The sequence below is a fragment of the Prauserella alba genome, assembly GCF_024171735.1.
Classification (GTDB): domain Bacteria; phylum Actinomycetota; class Actinomycetes; order Mycobacteriales; family Pseudonocardiaceae; genus Prauserella; species Prauserella alba.
In genome coordinates this window covers 123,364-142,134 of sequence record NZ_JAMTCH010000004.1, presented here as the reverse complement: position 1 = coordinate 142,134, position 18,771 = coordinate 123,364, and the positions used below count along the sequence as shown (strand labels likewise).

Annotated in this window: 19 protein-coding genes, 2 tRNA genes and 1 pseudogene; 12 read left to right on the top strand and 10 right to left on the bottom strand. The window is 70.3% G+C overall.

From position 1 onward, the window contains the following. Positions 1–55 precede the first annotated feature (55 nt). Positions 56–1,039, bottom strand: a complete 984-nt coding sequence (locus LY12_RS09615; RefSeq protein ID WP_253855220.1) for a mechanosensitive ion channel family protein — start codon at positions 1,037–1,039, stop codon at positions 56–58. Positions 1,040–1,477: 438 nt separating this feature from the next. On the opposite strand from LY12_RS09615, the gene LY12_RS09610 reads away from it, so the two are divergent. Then, complete coding sequence (locus LY12_RS09610; RefSeq protein WP_308292126.1) at positions 1,478–1,975, top strand: HNH endonuclease; 498 nt, start codon at positions 1,478–1,480, stop codon at positions 1,973–1,975. Positions 1,976–2,568: 593 nt separating this feature from the next. Here the strand turns inward: LY12_RS09610 and LY12_RS09605 are convergent. Beyond that, the gene (locus LY12_RS09605; protein ID WP_443678884.1) at positions 2,569–2,832 is read right to left on the bottom strand and encodes a hypothetical protein; all 264 of its coding nucleotides are present in this window, start codon (positions 2,830–2,832) and stop codon (positions 2,569–2,571) included. 414 nt (positions 2,833–3,246) lie between these two features. On the opposite strand from LY12_RS09605, the gene ctaJ reads away from it, so the two are divergent. Both ctaJ and LY12_RS09595 read left to right on the top strand, forming a co-directional pair. Continuing rightward, positions 3,247–3,468, top strand: coding sequence for an aa3-type cytochrome oxidase subunit CtaJ (ctaJ, locus tag LY12_RS09600; RefSeq protein WP_253855217.1), 222 nt, complete (start codon positions 3,247–3,249; stop codon positions 3,466–3,468). Then, on the top strand, positions 3,455–3,952 hold the full coding sequence (locus LY12_RS09595; protein WP_253855215.1) for a DUF5130 family protein: 498 nt from the start codon (positions 3,455–3,457) through the stop codon (positions 3,950–3,952). The genes ctaJ and LY12_RS09595 overlap by 14 nt, the downstream gene beginning before the upstream one ends. 114 nt (positions 3,953–4,066) lie before the next feature. On the opposite strand, the gene pepN is transcribed toward LY12_RS09595, so the two are convergent. Continuing rightward, on the bottom strand, positions 4,067–6,628 hold the full coding sequence (pepN, locus tag LY12_RS09590) for an aminopeptidase N (RefSeq protein WP_253857261.1): 2,562 nt from the start codon (positions 6,626–6,628) through the stop codon (positions 4,067–4,069). A 314-nt stretch (positions 6,629–6,942) separates the two neighbouring features. Between pepN and LY12_RS09585 the strand changes: the two genes are divergently transcribed. Beyond that, entirely contained in the window at positions 6,943–7,554 is a 612-nt protein-coding gene (locus LY12_RS09585) for a mycothiol-dependent nitroreductase Rv2466c family protein (protein ID WP_253855213.1), read from the top strand. 118 nt (positions 7,555–7,672) lie between these two features. Then, a pseudogene (locus tag LY12_RS09580) lies at positions 7,673–8,759 on the top strand (fatty acid desaturase family protein). 88 nt (positions 8,760–8,847) lie between these two features. On the opposite strand, the gene LY12_RS09575 reads toward LY12_RS09580, so the two are convergent. Continuing rightward, positions 8,848–9,657 carry an MBL fold metallo-hydrolase gene (locus LY12_RS09575; RefSeq protein WP_253855211.1) on the bottom strand — a complete coding sequence of 270 codons (810 nt, stop codon included), beginning with the start codon at positions 9,655–9,657 and terminating at the stop codon, positions 8,848–8,850. Beyond that, positions 9,650–10,384 (bottom strand): 2-phosphosulfolactate phosphatase, encoded by a 735-nt coding sequence (locus LY12_RS09570; RefSeq protein ID WP_253855209.1) that lies wholly within the window; start codon positions 10,382–10,384, stop codon positions 9,650–9,652. Before LY12_RS09570 ends, LY12_RS09575 begins: the two co-directional genes overlap by 8 nt. A 59-nt stretch (positions 10,385–10,443) precedes the next feature. Between LY12_RS09570 and LY12_RS09565 the strand changes: the two genes are divergently transcribed. Continuing rightward, positions 10,444–10,917 carry a ribose-5-phosphate isomerase gene (locus tag LY12_RS09565; RefSeq protein WP_253855207.1) on the top strand — a complete coding sequence of 158 codons (474 nt, stop codon included), beginning with the start codon at positions 10,444–10,446 and terminating at the stop codon, positions 10,915–10,917. Beyond that, on the top strand, positions 10,917–11,726 hold the full coding sequence (locus LY12_RS09560; RefSeq protein WP_253855205.1) for an Fpg/Nei family DNA glycosylase: 810 nt from the start codon (positions 10,917–10,919) through the stop codon (positions 11,724–11,726). Before LY12_RS09565 ends, LY12_RS09560 begins: the two co-directional genes overlap by 1 nt. Positions 11,727–11,744: 18 nt before the next feature. Here LY12_RS09560 and LY12_RS09555 read toward each other — a convergent pair whose 3' ends face one another. Further along, positions 11,745–12,539, bottom strand: a complete 795-nt coding sequence (locus tag LY12_RS09555) for a hypothetical protein (RefSeq protein ID WP_253855203.1) — start codon at positions 12,537–12,539, stop codon at positions 11,745–11,747. A gap of 123 nt (positions 12,540–12,662) precedes the next feature. Then, a complete protein-coding gene (locus LY12_RS26085) occupies positions 12,663–13,445 on the bottom strand; it encodes a C40 family peptidase (RefSeq protein WP_308292092.1) in 783 nt (260 codons plus the stop codon). Positions 13,446–13,676: 231 nt separating this feature from the next. Here LY12_RS26085 and LY12_RS09545 point away from each other — a divergent pair, with 231 nt between their 5' ends. The 4 genes from LY12_RS09545 to LY12_RS09530 all read left to right on the top strand — a co-directional run bounded on the left by LY12_RS09545 (position 13,677) and on the right by LY12_RS09530 (position 16,415). Further along, the gene (locus LY12_RS09545; protein WP_253855201.1) at positions 13,677–14,546 is read left to right on the top strand and encodes a TIGR03619 family F420-dependent LLM class oxidoreductase; all 870 of its coding nucleotides are present in this window, start codon (positions 13,677–13,679) and stop codon (positions 14,544–14,546) included. 13 nt (positions 14,547–14,559) lie between these two features. Further along, a complete protein-coding gene (locus tag LY12_RS09540; RefSeq protein ID WP_253855200.1) occupies positions 14,560–15,018 on the top strand; it encodes a nuclear transport factor 2 family protein in 459 nt (152 codons plus the stop codon). Between the two features lie 180 nt (positions 15,019–15,198). Further along, the gene (locus LY12_RS09535) at positions 15,199–15,876 is read left to right on the top strand and encodes a class I SAM-dependent methyltransferase (protein ID WP_253857260.1); all 678 of its coding nucleotides are present in this window, start codon (positions 15,199–15,201) and stop codon (positions 15,874–15,876) included. An 83-nt stretch (positions 15,877–15,959) separates the two neighbouring features. Next, a complete protein-coding gene (locus tag LY12_RS09530; protein WP_253855199.1) occupies positions 15,960–16,415 on the top strand; it encodes a GNAT family N-acetyltransferase in 456 nt (151 codons plus the stop codon). A 124-nt stretch (positions 16,416–16,539) separates the two neighbouring features. On the opposite strand, the gene LY12_RS09525 is transcribed toward LY12_RS09530, so the two are convergent. Then, positions 16,540–16,610: transfer RNA gene (locus tag LY12_RS09525), tRNA-Gly, on the bottom strand. A 75-nt stretch (positions 16,611–16,685) separates the two neighbouring features. Between LY12_RS09525 and LY12_RS09520 the strand changes: the two genes are divergently transcribed. Continuing rightward, positions 16,686–16,759: transfer RNA gene (locus LY12_RS09520), tRNA-Pro, on the top strand. Positions 16,760–16,975: 216 nt separating this feature from the next. Here the strand turns inward: LY12_RS09520 and LY12_RS09515 are convergent. Together LY12_RS09515 and LY12_RS09510 are read right to left on the bottom strand one after the other, a co-directional pair. Then, positions 16,976–17,422, bottom strand: a complete 447-nt coding sequence (locus LY12_RS09515; protein WP_253855198.1) for a lamin tail domain-containing protein — start codon at positions 17,420–17,422, stop codon at positions 16,976–16,978. A 128-nt stretch (positions 17,423–17,550) separates the two neighbouring features. Further along, positions 17,551–18,771, bottom strand: coding sequence for a cysteine desulfurase-like protein (locus tag LY12_RS09510; RefSeq protein ID WP_253855197.1), 1,221 nt, complete (start codon positions 18,769–18,771; stop codon positions 17,551–17,553).

Here is an 18,771-nt window from a genome sequence, read left to right as displayed (position 1 = left end):
GTTTCGAACGTTGGGGCTATCTCGAACAGTGCTGGGTTTCATTGTCCCCGGGGCGTCATGCGTTGTTGCCCCCGTTCGGGAACAGTCGCCGCAGCGGTGGCTGGAAGCCGGCGCGCTCGAAGGCGGCCATCGCGTCGGCACGCAGTGCACGTTGGATGGCCCACTGCTTGCCGGGGCGCACCTTCACGGTCAGGCGCAGCAGCACCGCCTCCGGGGTCACGCTCTCGACGCCCAGCACCGCCGGGGCTTCCAGGATGTCGGGCGCGAGGTCCTCGCGTTCGGCCGACGTGGCCAGGACGTCCTTGAGCAGCGTCGTGGCGCGGTCCAGGTCGGCGTCGTAGGCGACCGGGATGTCGACGACGCCGACGGCGAATCCCTGGCTGAAGTTGCCGACCCGGAGCACCTCGCCGTTGCGGACGTACCAGACGGTGCCGTTGAGGTCGCGCAACGTCGTGATGCGCAGCCCCACGGCCTCGACGGTGCCGACGGCCTCGCCGACGTCGACGACATCGCCCACGCCGTACTGGTCCTCCATCATCATGAAGATGCCCGACAGGAAGTCGCGGACGAGGTTCTGCGCGCCGAACCCGACGGCCACGCCGACGATGCCGGCGGAGGCGATGATCGGGGCCAGGTTGATGCCCAGCTCGCCGAGGATGAGCACCACCGCGATCGTGTACACCACGACGGTCGTGATCGACTTCAGCACCGAGCCGATGGTCCTGGCCCGCTGCCTGCGGCGTTCGAGGATGCCGGGGCCGATGAGGTCGGGGGCCTTCTCCTTGAGCGGCTTCAGCAGCGCCGGGACCTTGTCCTTGCCGTCATCCTCGGGAGTGCGGGTCATCCGGTCGATGAGCCTGCGGATGACCAGGCGCACGACGAACGCGACGACGGCGATGAGCAGGATGGTGAACGGCTTCGCGATCAGCCAGTTCGCCGAACCGGCCAGCCATTCGTTACCGGTGAGCTGCCAGATCTGCTGGCACCAGGTGCCCGCCTCCTGGATGCAGGACGGGGGTTCGCTGAGCAACTGGTCCACGGGGGTTGGTTGTCCTTCCGTCGCATGATCGAGCGATGTGTGACGCCGCCCACTTCACTGGTCCCGCCCGGGCGCAGGTGAGGCATGTTGACCACGTCGAACTCCACAGCCACGGTACTCGGGGCGGACACGTGCATTAACACACGTGCGTTTCAGGGGCGATGTGTGGTCGACTAGGGCAGCACCGGTGGAGGTGGTCGCGTGCCAGACCGACAACCGAGCCCTCACGGCGCTCACCCCCGGCAGCCGGCCGGGACGGCGTCGGAGGTCATGCTGTGCGCGCCGGCATCCGGCGTGAACCGCGGTGGAACGGCTCCGACGGGGCCGCATCCCACCGGCCCGCCGCGTGCGGGCAGGGTTCCCCGGACGCCCGGGGCGTGGCGCTCCCGTGAGGCTGGCTCCGGTTCGTCGGGCCCCGGCTGGGGAAAACGCCGGGTGCTGCTGCTGAACGCGACGTTCGAACCGCTGACGGCGCTACCGTTGCGGCGGGCGATCGTCCTGCTCGTCTGTGGCAAGGCCGAAGTCGTGCACGAGGACCCGGCGGGGCTCACGTTGCATGCCGCGACGATGACCGTGGACGTGCCGTCGGTGATCCGGTTGTCGAACTACGTTCGCGTGCCCTACCGTGCGCAGGTGCCGCTGACCCGCGCCGGTCTGATGCACCGGGATCGCTTTCGGTGCGCCTACTGCGGCGGCCGTGCCGAGACGATCGACCACGTCCAGCCGCGCAGCCGCGGCGGCGAACACTCGTGGGACAACTGCGTCGCCTGCTGCGCCAAGTGCAACCATCGCAAGGCCGACAAGCTGCTCTCGGAACTCGGCTGGACGTTGCGGACCATCCCGCGGGCGCCGCACGGCCCCCATTGGCGGCTCCTGGCGCATGCGAAGGAAACCGATCCACTGTGGCGGCAGTACCTCGGAGCACCCGCCGCATAACGCGTGCCGCCACCGGCGTCGGCAGTGGCACCGGCAGCGGCGCCGCCAGTGGTGTGGTCCACAGCGGTGTGGCCGGCAGCATCCCCGCCGGCAGCGGTTCGGGCATCCGGCCGGTGCCGGCCTGGCCGGGTGTCGGCCCGGCGGATATCAGCCCGGTCGGTATCGGCCGGGTAGGTATCAGCAGAGCGCCGCGGACGGCGGTGTCCGAGCGCTGCACGAAGCCTTGTTCTCGGGCGCACGGTTGTCGGGACCCTTACGGTCGCGGTGCGGGCCGCATCAGCGACGTCGCCCGCCACCTCGGAGCACGTATCCGCCGGGTGGCAGTCGCCTGCGGCGGGTACGTGCCCCGGGTCGTCCGTGCGGGTGGGCCTGCTGGCCGGCCGCACGTGACTCCGTCCTTACCCGCACGGTCCTTACCCGCACGGTCCTTCCCGGCACGTCCCGTCCCGACACGTCGCCGCCCTTCCCGCACGTCGCTCGGGAAGCGGTGCTCGTGGGGTTGTGGACGGTCAGGTGCGGCGGTCGCCCATGGAACTTTCGTCGGGAACGTCGCCGAGGGTGGAACGCCACGGCGACGTTCCGGGTCGTACCGGTCAGGCGGTGACCCGGGTGCCGCGGGTGACGCGGGTGCCCATGGTGGCGTCGGTGTCCATGGTGACGCGGGTGCCCATGGTGACGCGGGTGCCACTGGTGACCCGGGTGCCGCGCGTGACACGCGTGCCCATCGTGGCGTCGGTGTCCATGGTGACGCGGGTGCCACCGGTGACCCGGGTGCCGCGGGTGACACGGGTGCCCATCGTGACGCGCGTGCCACGGGTCACCCGTGTACCGCGCGTGACACGCGTGCCCGCCGTCACTCGGGTGCCACAGGTGACGCGGGTACCGCGCGTGACTCGCGTTCCGAGCTCTGCGGGGCGGGCGGCGTCGTACGACGTCGCGTTGTCGCTCGTCGCGGCGGGGCTCAGGACGTGAAACATGTGGGCCTCCTGTGACAGGCGGAAATCAGTGGGGTTGGGAACATCGGGGCGCAAGAACCCGTACGTGTGAAAAACGTACGAGGGTCCCTGACCTCTGACAAGCACGATGCGGCCGGTGAGTCCGGGTGTACGTCGAGTTGCAACCGTCTGCCAGCTGCGCTTCAGCCCAACGTGCCATTACGTCTCCGGCAAGCGGCGGACGGTGGTTGAGATGCGGCGAGCGGCACGGGACAACGCGGCGTGGCGGAGGCTCCAGGTGGCCGCACCCGCGGGCTGGTCGGATACCCTGCGCTCGTGAGCATCCTCGAGACGACCCTGGTCTTCGCGGTGATCCCACTCGCCATCTGCGGCGTGTTCGCCCTGGTCACCCTGCGCACGAAGTTCGCAGGCCGGCCACGCTATCGCCCGGGGCAGGAGTGGGACCACCCAGCGACATGGTGGAGTGCCAACCCGGTGAGTGCCGGCACGTCCGGCAAACCGTCGACGGACCGAGGAGGTGCCCGTGGGAACTGGTGAGCTGGTCCACGACCGTGAATCCGCGGTCGACCCCGCCGACCTGCCGTACGGGGCCGCGGTTACGGAAAGCGGGCGCATTTCCCGCGCCCAGGAGTACGTACCCGATGCTCCGAACGGCCCATTCACGACCCAACAGCTGAGCCGTATCGACGAGGCGCTCGCGCTGGCGACGCGTGACACCGGGATCGACTTCAGCATCTACCTCGGCCCACTCGGCACCGAGGACACGCGCGCGGCCGCCGAGCAACTGCACGACCGGCTCGGCGAGCAGGGCGACGACGCCGTGCTGATCGCCGTGTCGCCGGGCGAGCGGGTCGTCGAGATCGTGACCGGTGCGAACACGACCCAGCGGGTGCCCGACCGTGCCGTGAAGCTGGCCGTCATGAGCATGGTCGCCTCGTTCAAGGAAGGCGACCTGACGGGTGGTTTCGTCGGTGGTCTGCGCATGATGGCCGACCAGGCGGGCAGCCGCCCCGCCCACTGACGGCCGATCCCGAACGGCGACGCCGTTCGCGGCGCGGCCGCCCAGCACAGCCGAACTGCAGCGCCCCGGCACCGATTCGTTCGGTGCCGGGGCGCTTTGCTGCTCGGAGCCGCGTCAGCTCTCGTCGAACTCTCTGGCGGCGAGGGCGCGCGCCACCCCGGCCCGGCCCTCGGAGACGAGCCTGCGCAGCGCGGGTGAATGTTCACCCTCCAGCCACGCGTCGGCCGCGGCGATGCACTCGCGCGTGACCGACCAGGACGGGTACAGGCCCACCACCGTCGGCTGGGCGGCCTCGCTGGAACGGCGCGCCCACACCTCGTCGATCGTGGCGAAGTAGGTGTCGACGTAGCCTTCGAGCAGGTGCTTCTGGCCCGGGTGGGAGAAGCCGGTGATGATGGCTTCGTTCACCGCGTTGGGCAGCTCGTCGTCGTGGACCGCGCGCTCCCACGCCTCAGCCTTGGCCTCGGCCGTCGGACGCAGCGCGCGGGCACGCTCGGCGTGGCGGCGGCCCGTCGCCGTGTTGTCCCGCTCGTGTTCGGCCGCGATCTCCGCTTCACCCGCCCTGCCGTGGGCGACCAGCGCATGCAGCAGCCGCCACCGCAGGTCGGTGTCGACGACGAGGCCGTCGAGGGTCGCAGAGCCGTCGAACCAGCCAGCCAGCACCGACAGCGTCTGCTCGTCGAGCACCGCGGCGGTCAGCGCGTTGACGAACGCGAGCTGGTGGTCCGAGCCGGCCTCGGCGGTGCGCGCCAACTCCAGCAGTCGTGCGGTGAACGCGGGCCAGCCCTCCCGCTGCGCCCACGTCGGTTCGGCGTAGGAGTTCAGTGCCGTCTGGGCCTGCATCAGCAGTCGCTGGACCACGCCCACCTCGGTCTCCGCACCGATGCCGCGCTGCACGAGCGTGACGAAGTCGCGGGCCTTGAGCTCGGCCTCCCGCGTCATCTCCCACGCGGCCGACCAGCACAGGGTCCGGGGGAGCGGATCGGTGATGTCGCCGATCCGATCGACCAGCGTCACCAGCGAGTCGGCGTCCAGCCGCATCGTGCAGTAGGTGAGGTCGTCGTCGTTGACCAGCACGAGCTTGCCGCGGTCGGCGCCGACGAGATCGGGCACCGCTGTGCGGTCGCCGTCGATGTCGAGCTCGACGCGGGTGGTGCGCACCAGCTTGCCGTCGACGTCGTCGTAGATGCCGACGGCCGCGCGGTGGGTCCGCAGCTCGCCCGCACCCGGCTTGGCGCCGCCCTGCAGGATCTCGAACGAGGTGAACCGGCCGTCGGCGTCGGTCTCGAACGCCGGGCGCAGCGAGTTCAGCCCCGTCGTCTCGAGCCACTGCGCGCTCCACCACGACAGATCGCGGCCGGACGCCTCTTCGAGGGCGGCGAGCAGATCGGCCAGCGTCGCGTTGCCCCATGCGTGGCGGTCGAAGTACACCTTGAGCCCCGACAGGAAGTTGTCCTGCCCGACGTAGGCGACGAGCTGTTTGAGCACGCTCGCGCCCTTGGCGTAGGTGATGCCGTCGAAGTTCACCTCGACCGCCTGCAGATCGACCATGTCGGCGGCGATCGGGTGGGTGGAGGGCAGCTGGTCCTGCCGGTAGGCCCACGACTTCTCGATATTGGCGAAACTTGTCCAGGCACCGGTGTACTCGGTCGCCTCGGCCTGCGCGAGGACGCTGGCGAACGTCGCGAACGACTCGTTCAGCCACAGGTCGTCCCACCAGCGCATGGTGACGAGGTCGCCGAACCACATGTGCGCCATCTCGTGCAGCAGTGTCTCGGCGCGGCGCTCGTAGGAGTAGCGGGTGACGCGGCTGCGGAAGACGTAGTCCTCCCGGAACGTGACGGCTCCCGCGTTCTCCATCGCACCCGCGTTGAACTCCGGCACGAACAGCTGGTCGTACTTCGAGAACGGGTAGGTCACGCCGAAATTCTCGTGGTAGAAGCCGAAGCCCTGCTTCGTCTCGGCGAAGAGCCGGTCGGCGTCCATGTACTCGGCCAGCGACGCGCGGCAGTAGATGCCGAGCGGGATGGTGCCGTGCTCGTCGCGGTACTCGTCGCGCCACTCGGCGTACGGGCCCGCCACGAGGGCGACCAGGTACGTCGAGATGCGCTCGGACTCGGCGAACACGAGCCGCACCGCGCCCTCGGGCGTCTCGGACTCCGATTCGACCCGCGCGTTGGAGACGACCTTCCAGCCCTGCGGCGCGATGACGGTGAGCCGGTAGGTGGCCTTGAGGTCCGGCTGGTCGAAGCACGCGAACATGCGCTTGGCGTCGGCGGTCTCGAACTGCGAGTACAGGTACACCGACTCGTCGACCGGATCGACGAAGCGGTGCAGCCCCTCACCGGTGTTCATGTAGCGGCAGTCGGCCTCGACGGTGAGTTCGTTGGTCTCGGCGAGGTCCGGCAGGGTGAGTCCGTCGTCCTCGACGTATCCGTCGACCGGCAGCGGGGTGCCGTTGAGCGTCGCGGACCGCACACCCTCGGCGGCGATGTCCACCCACGACTCGGCCGCGGGGCGGGCTGCGGCGAAGGTGATCGTGGTCCTGGAGTCGAACGTCTTCTCGCCGGGGCGGCCCTGGCCGTCGGTGAGGTCGAGAAGGATGTCGTAGGACTGGACGTCGAGCAGGTCGGCGCGCTGCTGGGCAGCGTCCCGGGTCAGGTTGGGGGCGGGCACGGACACCTCGGTCATCGATCGTGGGCGGACAACAGGACGTCCGCCGATCCAATCATGGCCGCTGCTCCGCCCGCACGCGGAATCGTCTCAGCGGCCCGCCCGGGCCCGGTGTGATCCGCCGGGCGGGCGGACGCGGCAGGTGAGGGCGTCCGAATCCGCCGCAGACCACGCCGCCCCGTTCGCGGAGCGGGATCACGTGCACCGGGGCGGGGCCGGCCCGGGCAACGGGAAACCGGGCCGGTCGTGGGAACAACATCCGTGCCGGTGGTGTTGGCCGGGATAGATCCGACCAGGCAGACCGAGGAGCTACCTTCATGACCGAGTCCCGCACCCGTGTCGACTTCTACTTCGACCCGATGTGCCCGTTCGCGTGGATCACGTCGCGCTGGATCCTCGAGGTCGAGAAACACCGGGACATCGACCTCAACTTCCGCGTGATGAGCCTGGCCCTGCTCAACTCCGGACGCGACCTGCCCGACGAGTACGTCGAGCTGATGCAGAAGGCGTGGGGCCCGGTGCGGGTGGCCGTGGCGCTCGCGCAGCAGCAGGGGGAGCAGGTGCTGCGCGACTACTACACGGCGTTCGGCACGCGCTACCACAACCAGGACAACAAGGACATCGACCTGGTACTCAAGGAGGCGCTCGCCGAGGTGTCGGCACCGACGCAGCTGCTGGACGCGGCGACCTCGACCGACTACGACGAGGCGCTGCGCAAGAGCCACCACGAGGGCATGGACCCGGTGGGCATGGATGTCGGCACGCCGACGCTGCACGTGGACGGCGTCGCGTTCTTCGGCCCGGTGCTCTCGTCCATTCCGCGTGGTGAGGACGCGGTGAAGCTGTTCGACGGCGCCGTCGCGATGGCGAGCTACCCGGACTTCTACGAGCTCAAGCGCACCCGTACCGGCGAACTCAACTTCGATTGACCGCGGGCGGGTCGAGTGACGTTCCGCCGGTGCGACGGCCCGGTGGGGCCTGCACCAGCGGAACGTCGGGGGAGCGCAGGATGTCGGCGCTGCGGCGGTTCGCGCCAGTGTTGAGGGCATGACGTCCACCTCGGCCGACACGGCCTCCGCAGCCGAACCATCCGTCCAGGGCGGACCCTCCGAGACCCGGCGGGGCAGCGACTTCGCCGTGCTGTCCCGCCGTATCGCCGCCGCAGGGCTGTTCGCCCGGCGCCCGGGCTACTACGCCGCGCGCGGGGGCATCGTCGCCGCCCTGTACGGCGGCGGCATCGCCGCGTTCTTGTCGCTCGGCGACACCTGGTGGCAGTTGCTGCTCGCCGCGTTCTTCGCGGTCGTGTTCGCGCAGGTCGCACTGGTGTCGCACGACCTGGCGCACCGACAGGTGTTCCGCACTCGCAGAGCGGGCAAGATCGCCGGGCTCCTCGCCGGCAATCTCGGTATCGGCATGAGCTACGGCTGGTGGATGGACAAGCACACCCGGCATCACGCCAATCCGAATCACGAGGAACACGACCCGGACGTGATCCCGGACATCCTGGTGTGGTCCCGCGAGCAGGCACTGGCCAGCAGGGGACTGCCGCGCAGGATCGGGCGCAGGCAGGCGCTGTGGTTCTTCCCGCTGCTGACGCTGGAGGGGTTCAACCTGCACTTCTCCAGCGTGCGAGCGGTGATCGGCCGGCGCGCGAACCGGCGCATCGAACACCGGGCGGTGGAGGCGTCCTTGCTCGCGCTCCACATCGCCGGGTACCTCGGCGCGTTGCTGCTCGTCCTCTCCCCCGGGGAAGGCGATCGCGTTCGTGCTCGTCCATCAGGCGTTGTGGGGCGTCTACATGGGATCGGTGTTCGCGCCGGGGCACAAGGGGATGCCGACGCTGAAGGCGGGCGAGAAGCTCGACTTCCTGCGCAAGCAGGTGCTGACGACCCGCAACGTCCGCGGCGGCGTACTGGTCGACAACCTGATGGGCGGGTTGAACTACCAGATCGAGCACCACCTGTTCCCGCACCTGCCGACGCCGCACCTGCGGAAGGCGCAGCCGATCGTGAAGCGGTACTGCGCGGAGATCGGAGTGCCGTACCACGAGACGGGACTGATCGAGTCGTGGCGCGAGGCGCTCGGCCATCTGCACCGTGTCGGCGAGCCCCTTCGCCGTGGCGGGACGGCCTGACCGCCGTGGCGCGACCGCCCGAACGCCCGGCGGGACGGCCCGAACGCCTGGCGGGACCCGAGGTGCGGGCCCGGTCGAGCGTGGCCGTTCACGACAGCGCGGCCCGGCACACCTCCGGCGGCAGGGGTGCGGCGTCGACGGCCGCGGCGAGGGTGAGCGTGCCGGCGCGGACCCCGGCCCGCAGATCCGCCAACGTGTGCAGATCCTCCCGCGCCCGCGCGACGAACGCGGCGTCGACGGGGTCGCCGTGGCCGGGAACGACCACCCGTGGCCGGTGGGCGAGCACGCGGTCGAGGGCGGCGGGCCACGCCGCGAGGTGCGTGTCGGGCCCGAAGGACTCCTCGGAGAACGATCCACCCGGTGCGTGCTCGACGAGGTCGCCCGCGAACACGACGTCACCGGCGAGGGCGATCACGTCGTGGCCGGTGTGAGCGGGACCGGGGTGGACGAGTTCGACGGTGCGGTCGCCGAGATCCAGCAGTGCTGCGCGGTCGAAGGTCCGTGTCGGTGCGGCGATCGGCGTCGCCGCGAGGTCGGCGGCCGCCGCGTGCCGCTTCTCGGCCCGGTACCGCTCCATCCATTCGCGACGGTCGGACTCGGCGTGCTCTTCCAATGCGTCCCTGCACCCCGCGTGCGCCCATATCGGACAGTCGCCGAACGCCGCGGACAGCGAGGCGGCACCGAAGGCGTGGTCGAAGTGGGCGTGCGTCAACACGATCACCGGTGGCACCGATGTCACCGCACGGACCGCCGCGGCCAGCTCGTCACCCTGTTCTCGTGATCCACGGGTGTCGATGATCAGGCACCGCTCGGTTCCGACGACGAGTCCGACGGTCAGGTCCAGCTCCGTGTAGCGGCGCGCGTACACGCCCGGTGCCTGTTCGGACCAGTCAGGCACGGGCCAGCGCCCCGTCGGGGCCCAGTCTCGGCGCACAGGCGGACGCGCCGACCTCGACGGCGCGCTCGATGATCTCGCAGTCGCCGTGTGCCGTCAGTTCGCGGCCCGAGGCCGAGCCGCGCACCACGGCGGGCACGTCGGCCACGGCGAACGCCTGCGCCGCCACGACGGCCTCGGGGGAGACGGCGCCGTAGGACTGCAGTCCGGCGACGACGGCCCCTGCGCCGAGCTGGTCCTCGACGCACGGGCGGAGCGGTCCGTCGGTTCCCGCCGCGGCGCCCGGCTGCACGCTCCACCGTTCGCCCGCGGCCAGCACGCCGATCGGTCCTCCGGCCGCCAGCTCCGCGGCGCTCTTCGCCACGGCGTCCGCGTTACGGAGACAGGCCGTGAGCACGTGAGCACCCGTCGTGGCGGCATCGGCCGTCAGCGTCGCCCCGTTCGGCGACCGCAGCGGCTCGGCAGGGTCAGAGGTCGCTGCCGTCTCCTCGTCGGCCCACCGCACCGGTCGCACCGGGGTGCCCGCCGCGACCGACAGATCCACCTGCGTGGAGAAGGAGAGGACGTCCACGATCACCAGCACCGCGCAGCCTCCGCTCAGCGCCGCCAGCCCTGCTGGGCCCCAGTCGAGTCGTACGTCGTGGCCGTCCTGGGTGAGGACAGCAGGGACCTGCGTGGCCGCGGCGGCAGGTGTCGCAGGAGTCGGGTTCGCGGGCAACGCATCCGTCATGTCTCCCACCCTGCCGGGTGGCCCGAGGCCATGTGCAGCGGGGATGGCACACTGCCGCTGTGCGTGTCTATCTGGGATCCGACCATGCCGGCTTCGAGCTGAAGAATCACCTCGTCGCCCACCTCGAGCAGCAGGGCCACGACGTCACCGACGTCGGCCCGCACGTCTACGACGCCGCCGACGACTACCCGCCGTTCTGCATCGAGACCGCGCGCCGTGTCGTCGCCGACGAGGGCAGCCTGGGCGTCGTCATCGGCGGTTCGGGCAACGGCGAGCAGATCGCGGCCAACAAGGTGCCGGGCTGCCGCGCGGGACTGGCGTGGAGTGTGGAGACCGCGGAACTGACGCGGCAGCACAACCACGCTCAGGTCATCGGCGTCGGTGCGCGGATGCACAGCACCGACGAGGCCAGCGCGATCGTCGAGGCGTTTCTGGACACGGCGGTCGACGACGACCCGCGGCACACGCGCCGGGTGCAGCAGCTGACCGACTTCGAACAGACCGGCAACGCCCCCGCCCTGCCGGAGGCCTGATGCCCGAAGGGCACACCCTGCACCGGCTCGCCCGGCTGCATCAGCGGCGTTACGCGGGTGCGCCGGTGCGGGTGAGCAGCCCCCAGGGCCGGTTCGCGACCGAGGCCGCGCGGCTCGACGGTGCGACGTTCGTGAGGGCCGATGCACACGGCAAGCACCTGTTCCACGACTACGGTCCGCTCGGCGTCGTCCATGTGCATCTCGGGCTGTACGGCGCATTCGCCGAATCTCAGCTTCCCGAGTCGGAGCCCGTGGGGCAGGTGCGGATGCGGCTCGCCGGCCGCACACATTGGACGGACCTGCGCGGTCCCACGCGATGTGAACTCCTCACCGAGCCCGAGGTCGATGCGATCACCGCGCGGCTCGGCCCCGATCCGCTGCGGCGGGACGCCCGGCCGGAGCAGGCCTGGCAGCGCATCTCGCGTTCTCGCACGTCGATCGCGGCGCTGTTGATGGACCAGAAGGTGCTGTCGGGGGTCGGGAACGTCTACCGCGCCGAGGTGCTGTTCCGGCACGGTGTCGCTCCGACGCTGGCGGGTCGCGACCTCGACGAGACGCTGTGGAAGGCGATGTGGGACGACCTCGTCGCGCTCATGCGTGTGGGTGTGCGCAGCGGACGGATCGACACCGTCGCCGACGAACACCTGCCCGAGGTCACCGGCCGTGCGCCGCGCCAGGATCGGCACGGCGGCGAGGTGTACGTCTACCGGCGGGCCGGGCAGCCATGCCTGGTCTGCGCCGCGCCGATCGCCCACACCGAACTGGCGGGCAGACACCTCTACTGGTGCCCGGCCTGCCAGCCCGCGTGAGGTGACCTACCGGGGCCGTCAGAACCCGAAGTCGAATCCGCCCATGTCGCCCATGCCGCCCATGTCGCCACCGAAGTCGCCGCCCATGTCACCGCCGGCGTCGCCGCCCATGTCGCCACCGTCACCGGCGTCGCCACCACCGTCGCCGCCTTCGCTCATGGCGTCCTCCTGGCCCGCGTCGTAACCGTCGGCCCATGCCTCGCCGCTCGGCATGCCGGCCATGCCGGAGAACATGGCGCTGAACAGCATCATCGAGCCAAGGCCCCATGCGCCCGCCACCAGCGCGGGCTTCCACCACGGCTCGCTGTACCAGCCCTGGGGCACGGGCCTGCCCGCGACGCGGCCGCCGGGGTAGTAGTGCGGGGTGTCGGCGCCCGGCTCCGGCGATGCCTCGTAGTGCCTGCCTTCGACGTCGACGGAGCGATGCTCGGTGACCTTGCCCGCGGCCTGCCGCTCGCGGTCCTCGGGCAGCGCAGGTCCCGGGTCGAGGCCCATCGCCTCCCGCGCGGCGCGAACGTAGTAGAGCCCTTCGAGCGCGGTTTCCTTGACGAGCTTGGCCTGCTCCTCGGTCTGCGCCTGTTCCATCTGCGACCCGGCTGCGTTGTAGCGCTCGGAGGCGTCGGCGATCGCCTGCTGTGACGCCGCGTCGGTGCCGGTCAGGTTGAGCACCTGGCCGCCGAGCCGCTCCAGCCAGCGGCGTGCCTCGGCCTTCGCATCCTCGAGCCGGTTGCGTTTCGCCTTCTGGTGCGACTGTATCAGGTAGTACCCGCCACCGACGATGATCAGTACGAGGACGACGAGGACGAGCTCCATGAGGTACTCCGCTCCATGAGGCGCTCCAGGGGCGTGCGCGGTGCAGAGGGAGGCCGCCGGCGGACCGGACAAACTCCTTCGAACAGGACAACGCCCGTGGTGTCCCGGGAGTTCCCGTCGCTGTCACCAGGCGCGGCCCGCATAGTACGTGTCCGTCCAGATCCGCTGTTTGCGCACGACGTCACCACTCTCCGGCGCGGCCCACACGTGGTCGCCGCCCGCGTAGATGCCGACGTGGTAGACGGAGCCACCCTCGTGGAAGAACACCAGGTCACCCGGCACCTTCGCGTGATTGGCCGCGGCCCGCACGGCCCGGTGTTGCTGGCTCGACGTGCGGGGCAGCCGGATACCGACCTGGCGGTGGACGAACTGCGCGAACCCGGAGCAGTCGAACCGCTGAGGGCCCGAGGCTCCGTACGCGTACGGCTTTCCCGCCTGGGACGCCGCGACGTCCACGATCTGGCGGCCGATCGGTTTCACGGGCCGCTCGGGTGCCGGCGGTGGTGGTGGCGGAGGAGGCAGGCGCACCTCGACCCGCTGGGGCGGTGAGGCCGACGGGTCGAGGAACGTGCTGCCCTCGTAGCTGAGCCGCCACTCGGCCGTGCGGTGTGGGGTGCGGTGGAACGTGGCGGTGCCGTCGTCACCGGTGGTCGCGGCACCGATGGCTTCCCACCCGCTTTCGGCCGTCCGGCGTTCGAGGGTGATTCGCTCACCGCTCACCGGGCGGTCCCGTTGCCCGGTGAGGGTGCCCGACAGCGTCACCCGTGTGCCCTTCTCGACGGTGTCGGATACGTCGTGCAGGGACTGTTCGCTGGGTACGACGGCCGCGGCGTTGCCCGCGAAGGCCACGAGGGCCGTGCCGCCGACCAGTCCGACGACCGCTGTGCGCTTCCACGGTGTGGACACGCCGATCCTCCAACAGGAACGTCACACGTCATGGTCCCCCGACCTCGCCGAGGCCGTCGTGACATCGGCACCGTGCTGGGCCGATGGGGTGAACCACCGGCCGGGACGACGGTAAACACGGGTTCCGCGGCCGCCGCGAGTCGAGAGCACCCACATCGGTGAAGCCGTGAACCGTTCCGGATGGCCGTCCACCCTGGCGCACGCAACTAGAACACGTTACTGTTTTGCGGCATGAGGTTCACACTGTCGGTGGCCCTGACCCCGCTGGATCAACTGACCGAGCTGGCCGTCACGGCGGAGGAGTGCGGGTTCTCCTCGATCGCCCTTCCCGACTCGCTTTTCTATTCCGAGCAGGTGTCCGCGGACTATCCGTACACTCCGGACGGGAGCCGGTTCTGGGACGAGAACACCCCGTGGGTCGACCCGCTGATCGCGGCGGCGTCGATGGGGGCGGCCACGGACAGGATCACGTTCTACACATCCGTGTTGAAGCTCGGTTCGCGCAATCCGGTGCTGTTGGCACGGCAGGTGGGGTCGGTCGCGAACCTCACGGGCGACCGGTTCGGGCTGGGGCTCGGCGTTGGCTGGGCCCCAGAGGAGTTCGAATGGTGCGGGGTGCCGTACCGGCGGCGCGGCAAACGCGTCGACGAGGCCATCGACGTGCTCCGGCTGATCCTCGGCGGCGGCATGGTCGAGTACCACGGCGAGTTCTTCGACTTCGACAAGTTGTGCATGAGTCCCGCACCGAAACGGCACGTGCCGTTCTACATCGGCGGGCACAGTGAACCGGCGTTGCGCCGTGCCGCACGGGTCGGTGACGGCTGGTCGTCGGCGATGATGAAGCTCGACGACCTGCGCGACACGATCGCCCGGCTGAACGCGTTGCGCGCCGAGTACGGCCGAGCCGACGAGCCCTTCGAGTTCCAGGCCGTGTGCATCGACCGGTTCGGCCTCGACGGTTACCGCGAACAGGCCGACGTGGGCGTGACCGACGTGATCACCGTGCCCTGGGTCTTCGACGGTCTCGGGTTCGACGCCCCGGTCGAGCAGAAGAAGGACTCGATCAGGAAGTTCGCCGACGAGATCATCGAGCGGTTCTGAGGAAGGCGGAAGTATGGGTGTCACGGTGTGCTGGGACGCCGACGCGCAGCAGCCGCCGGCGCGGCTCGCGGCGTTGCGTTCGATGGAGGCCGTCGCGGCGGGGGACAAACAGCGCTGGCTCGCCCTGTTCGACCCTGCGGCGGTGATCGAGGACCCGGTCGGTCCTTCGCCCTTCGACGAGCAGGGCAAGGGGCACCATGGCGCGGAGGGCATCTCGGCGTTCTGGGATCTGACGATCGCGAACGTGCGCAGCTTCGAGTTCGTCGTCCGCGATTCGCACGCCGGTGGCGACGAGGTGGCCAACGTCGCCACGATCACCACGTTCTTCGACGGCGGCTACCGCGTCGACACGGACTGCGTGATCGTCTACCGTGCCGGTCCCGACGGGCGGCTCCTGTCGGTCCGCGCGTTCTGGGAGACCGACCGTGCGGCGGCAACGGCACGTCAGGTGGAGGGCGACACGGCCTCGTGACGGCGGGTGCTGTGACGAGAGTCGACGCGGTCTGGACGGGACGTCGCACGAGTGGTGTCCTCTCGGGGACGCTCCGCAACCAGTTGCCGGGGCCGGGAATCCGGAGGTTCCGTGGCGCCGCACGTGTACGACCGCATCGGCACCGGTTATGCCCGTGGCCGGCGCACCGATCCGCGGTGGATGGCGCGGATATCACAGGCCGTGGGCGACGGCGCGCTCGTCGATGTCGGTGCGGGTACGGGTTCGTACGAGCCCGACCGGACCACCGTGCTGGCGGTGGAACCGTCACGGCGGATGCTCGCGCAGCGGGCCGGTCCGGCGGCGCCGGCGGTGCAGGCCGTCGCCGAGCAGCTGCCGTTGCGCGACGATGCCGCCGACGTCACGTTGGCCGTGCTCACGGTGCATCATTGGGGTGACTGGCGCCGCGGCCTGGCGGAACTGCGCCGCGTCTCCAGCCGTCAGGTGATCGTGGCCTACGAGACCCGCCTGCACGCCGAGTTCTGGCTGACGCGCGACTACATTCCCGAGATCGCGCGGTTGGAGGTCTCGCGGCCGTCCGCGACCGACATCGCCGACGAGCTCGGCGCCGAGAACGTATCGGTGCTGCCCGTGCCGTGGGATTTCACCGACGGTGTCTTCCCGGCGTACTGGCGGCGCCCGGAGGCGTATCTGGACGCCCGGGTCCGGTGGAACTGTTCCGCACTGGCCCAGACCGATGCGGCGGCGGTCTCGCGGGGTGTCGAGCGACTGCGGCGGGACCTGGAGTCCGGTCGTTGGCATGAACGTCACCGTGATCTGCTGGGCCGCGACGAACTGGATGTCGGCTTCCGGCTCGTGACACGTGACGGTCGGGGCTGAGTGGTGGGCAGGACCGAGTGGTGGGCAGGACCGAGTGGTGGGCAGGACCGAGTGGTGGGCAGGACCGAGTGGTGGAGGCGCGCATGAGGATCGTCGTCGACGATCTGTCCGGACCGCGGATCGCGGAGTTCCTGGCCGATCACCTGCGGCAGCTGCGGGCCACGTCGCCGCCCGAGAGCAAGCACGCCCTGGACCTCGACGACCTGCGCAAGCCGGAGGTGACCTTCTGGTCCGTGTTGGACGGCGACGTGGTGGTCGGCTGCGGCGCGATCAAGCGTCTCGACGTCGGACACGGCGAGCTGAAGTCGATGCGCACCTCGTCCGACCGCGTCCGTGGCGGTGTCGCGTCCGGGCTGCTGAAGCACATCCTCGCCGAGGCACGGGGAATGGGACTGTCGCGGCTGAGCCTGGAAACCGGTTCGGACGAGTTCTTCGTCCCCGCGCGGAAGCTGTACGAGAAGTTCGGCTTCTCCTACTGCGACCCGTTCGCCGACTACCGGCCGGACCCGAACAGCGTCTTCATGACGAGGACACTCTGACGACGCGCCGGTGTCGGAGGCGGTCCGCGGCCCGGCGGTAACGGGTCCGTTGCCGGACCACATGGTCGCCGGGCACACGAAAGGCCAGGGCCCTGCGGGCACCTGACCTGGGTTTCGTGCTCTGAGCGGGCGACGGGAATCGAACCCGCACCACCAGTTTGGAAGACTGGGGCTCTACCATTGAGCTACGCCCGCATGCTGCCGGTGACCGGCTGCGTGGGCAGTCTACCGGTAGCGCTATGGTGTATTCACACCACCCCGCGTGGTGGACGGGGTGTGGCGCAGCTTGGTAGCGCATTCGCTTTGGGAGCGAAGGGTCGCAGGTTCAAATCCTGTCACCCCGACCGTAGCGAAACCGCCCCTGACCTGCAGAAACACTGTCGGTCAGGGGCGGTTTCGTCGTTGCCGTGCCCCATGCGTGTAGGTGGGTTGCCCATGCTCCGGACATCGCCTGCCCGGGGTCGGCACCGCTAGATGCGGATGCCGGCCCAGTGCGCGAATCCGCCGAGCGTGTCGCCGCGACGGCGTTCCCGCCGGGCTGTCGGGTCAGCCGGTCGAGTTCAGCACCTGACCCAGCCGCGGCCATCGCCCCAGCCGCACCCGTCGAGCCACCGGCCGTGGGTGTCGCGCAGCGTGGCGCCGTCGCCGGTGTTGTTCCAGACGTACGAGGTGCGGCCCCAGTAGCGGTGCCACGGGTTGTTCTTCCCGCGGCCGGTGTGCACCGTGATCTCCTTGCCGGGCATCACGGTCGTCTGCGGGAAGCGATACGTGTGTCCTTGGCGGTCGTGCACTCGGAACCTCGTGATGTTGATGGGCACCCGGGACGTGTTCCGCAGCTTGACCCACTCGGCGTTGAGACTGCTGTTGCCGCCTCGATCCGTGCCTGGCGAGTCGTACTGGACAGCGGCGATCTGCATCCGTGCCGCGGCCTCCGCCGGGAGCGCCGTGACGAGGCCGAGTGCCAGCATGCCGACCGTGAGCAGAGCTGTGGCGAGGGATCTTCGCATGGCGAACCTTTCGGGAACGCGGCCTGGACGGTGCCGCGATTTGCCGATGGATGTGCCTTGACGTCGGATTCCGGCCCGCCGTCGTTACAGGCGCGACCTTCGGGTGCCGCGCCGGTCCGCCGAGCGGGTCAGCCGGCTGCCGTGAGGTCCTCGACCGCAGCCACGAGGGCATCCACCTCGGATTCGGTCGTGTACGGGGCGATCCCGGCGCGGACCGCGCCCGTGTCGCCGAGGCCGAGGCGCCGCGAGCATTCCAGTGCGTAGAACGTGCCTGCGGGGGCGTTCACGCCGCGTTCGGCCAACCGGGCGTAGACGTCAGCCGGGGCGAGGCCGTTCACCGAGAACAGCACCGTGGGCGTCCGCCGCCGCACCGGAGAGCCGTACAGCCTCACCCGGCCGGTCGCGGCCAGGCCGTCCTCCATCCGCGCCATGAGCGCGTCCTCGTGCCGGGCCACGACGCCGAACGTGTCCGCGAGTGCCTCTCGTCGCGAGGCACTCGCGGACGAAGCCTGCGCGATGCCGGCGAGGAAGTCGACGGCCGCGGTCGTGCCGGCGAGCAGTTCGTACGGCAGCGTGCCGAGCTCGAACCGTTCCGGGACGGCGTTCGTGGACGGAGCGAGCTTGTCCGGGGTCAGCGTCTCCAGCAGTTCCGGCCGCGCCGCGACGAAGCCGAGGTGCGGGCCGAAGAACTTGTACGGCGAACACGCGTAGAAGTCCGCGCCGAGCGCATCGACGTCGATCAGCGCGTGCGGCGTGAGATGCACGCCATCCACATAGGACAACGCGCCCGCCTCGCGGGCCGCGGCGGTGATGGCGGGAACGTCCGGCCGGGTTCCGAGGAGGTTGGACGCGGCGGTCACCGCGACCGCCCGCGTGCGCTCCGAAAGCAGTTCGGTCACCGCGGTGACGTCGAGTTCGCCGGTGGCAGGGTCGAAGTCCGCCCACCGGACCGTGGCGCCGCGAGCCTCGGCCGCCTGCACCCACGGCCGGATGTTCGCGTCGTGATCCAGCGTGGTCACGACGATCTCGTCGCCAGGGCCCCAGCCCTTCGCGAGAGTGCGCGCGAGGTCGTAGGTCAGCTGCGTCATGCTGCGCCCGAACACGATCCCGCCGGGCGCACCGCCCACGAGGTCGGCAGCGGCGCGGCGCGCATCGAGCACGATCCCGTCGGCGCGCCGTTCCGCGGCCGTGTTGGCGCCGCGGTTCGCCACTGCTGAGCAGAGCACCTCGGCCACCGCCGAGGCGACCGGCCGAGGTACCTGCGCACCGCCCGGCCCGTCGAAATGGGCGGCGCCCTCTGCGAGAGCGGGGAACTGCGATCGGAGTTCGGTGACGTCGAAAACGGCCAT

Coding starts and splice junctions, on each gene's coding strand:
- LY12_RS09585 (WP_253855213.1), top strand. CDS start 6,943: ATGACCGAGTCCCGCACCCGTGTCGACTTCTACTTCGACCCGATGTGC.
- LY12_RS09570 (WP_253855209.1), bottom strand. CDS start 10,384: ATGACGGATGCGTTGCCCGCGAACCCGACTCCTGCGACACCTGCCGCC.
- LY12_RS09560 (WP_253855205.1), top strand. CDS start 10,917: ATGCCCGAAGGGCACACCCTGCACCGGCTCGCCCGGCTGCATCAGCGG.
- LY12_RS09555 (WP_253855203.1), bottom strand. CDS start 12,539: ATGGAGCTCGTCCTCGTCGTCCTCGTACTGATCATCGTCGGTGGCGGG.
- LY12_RS09545 (WP_253855201.1), top strand. CDS start 13,677: ATGAGGTTCACACTGTCGGTGGCCCTGACCCCGCTGGATCAACTGACC.
- LY12_RS09540 (WP_253855200.1), top strand. CDS start 14,560: ATGGGTGTCACGGTGTGCTGGGACGCCGACGCGCAGCAGCCGCCGGCG.
- LY12_RS09535 (WP_253857260.1), top strand. CDS start 15,199: ATGGCGCGGATATCACAGGCCGTGGGCGACGGCGCGCTCGTCGATGTC.
- LY12_RS09530 (WP_253855199.1), top strand. CDS start 15,960: ATGAGGATCGTCGTCGACGATCTGTCCGGACCGCGGATCGCGGAGTTC.
- LY12_RS09515 (WP_253855198.1), bottom strand. CDS start 17,422: ATGCGAAGATCCCTCGCCACAGCTCTGCTCACGGTCGGCATGCTGGCA.
- LY12_RS09510 (WP_253855197.1), bottom strand. CDS start 18,771: ATGGCCGTTTTCGACGTCACCGAACTCCGATCGCAGTTCCCCGCTCTC.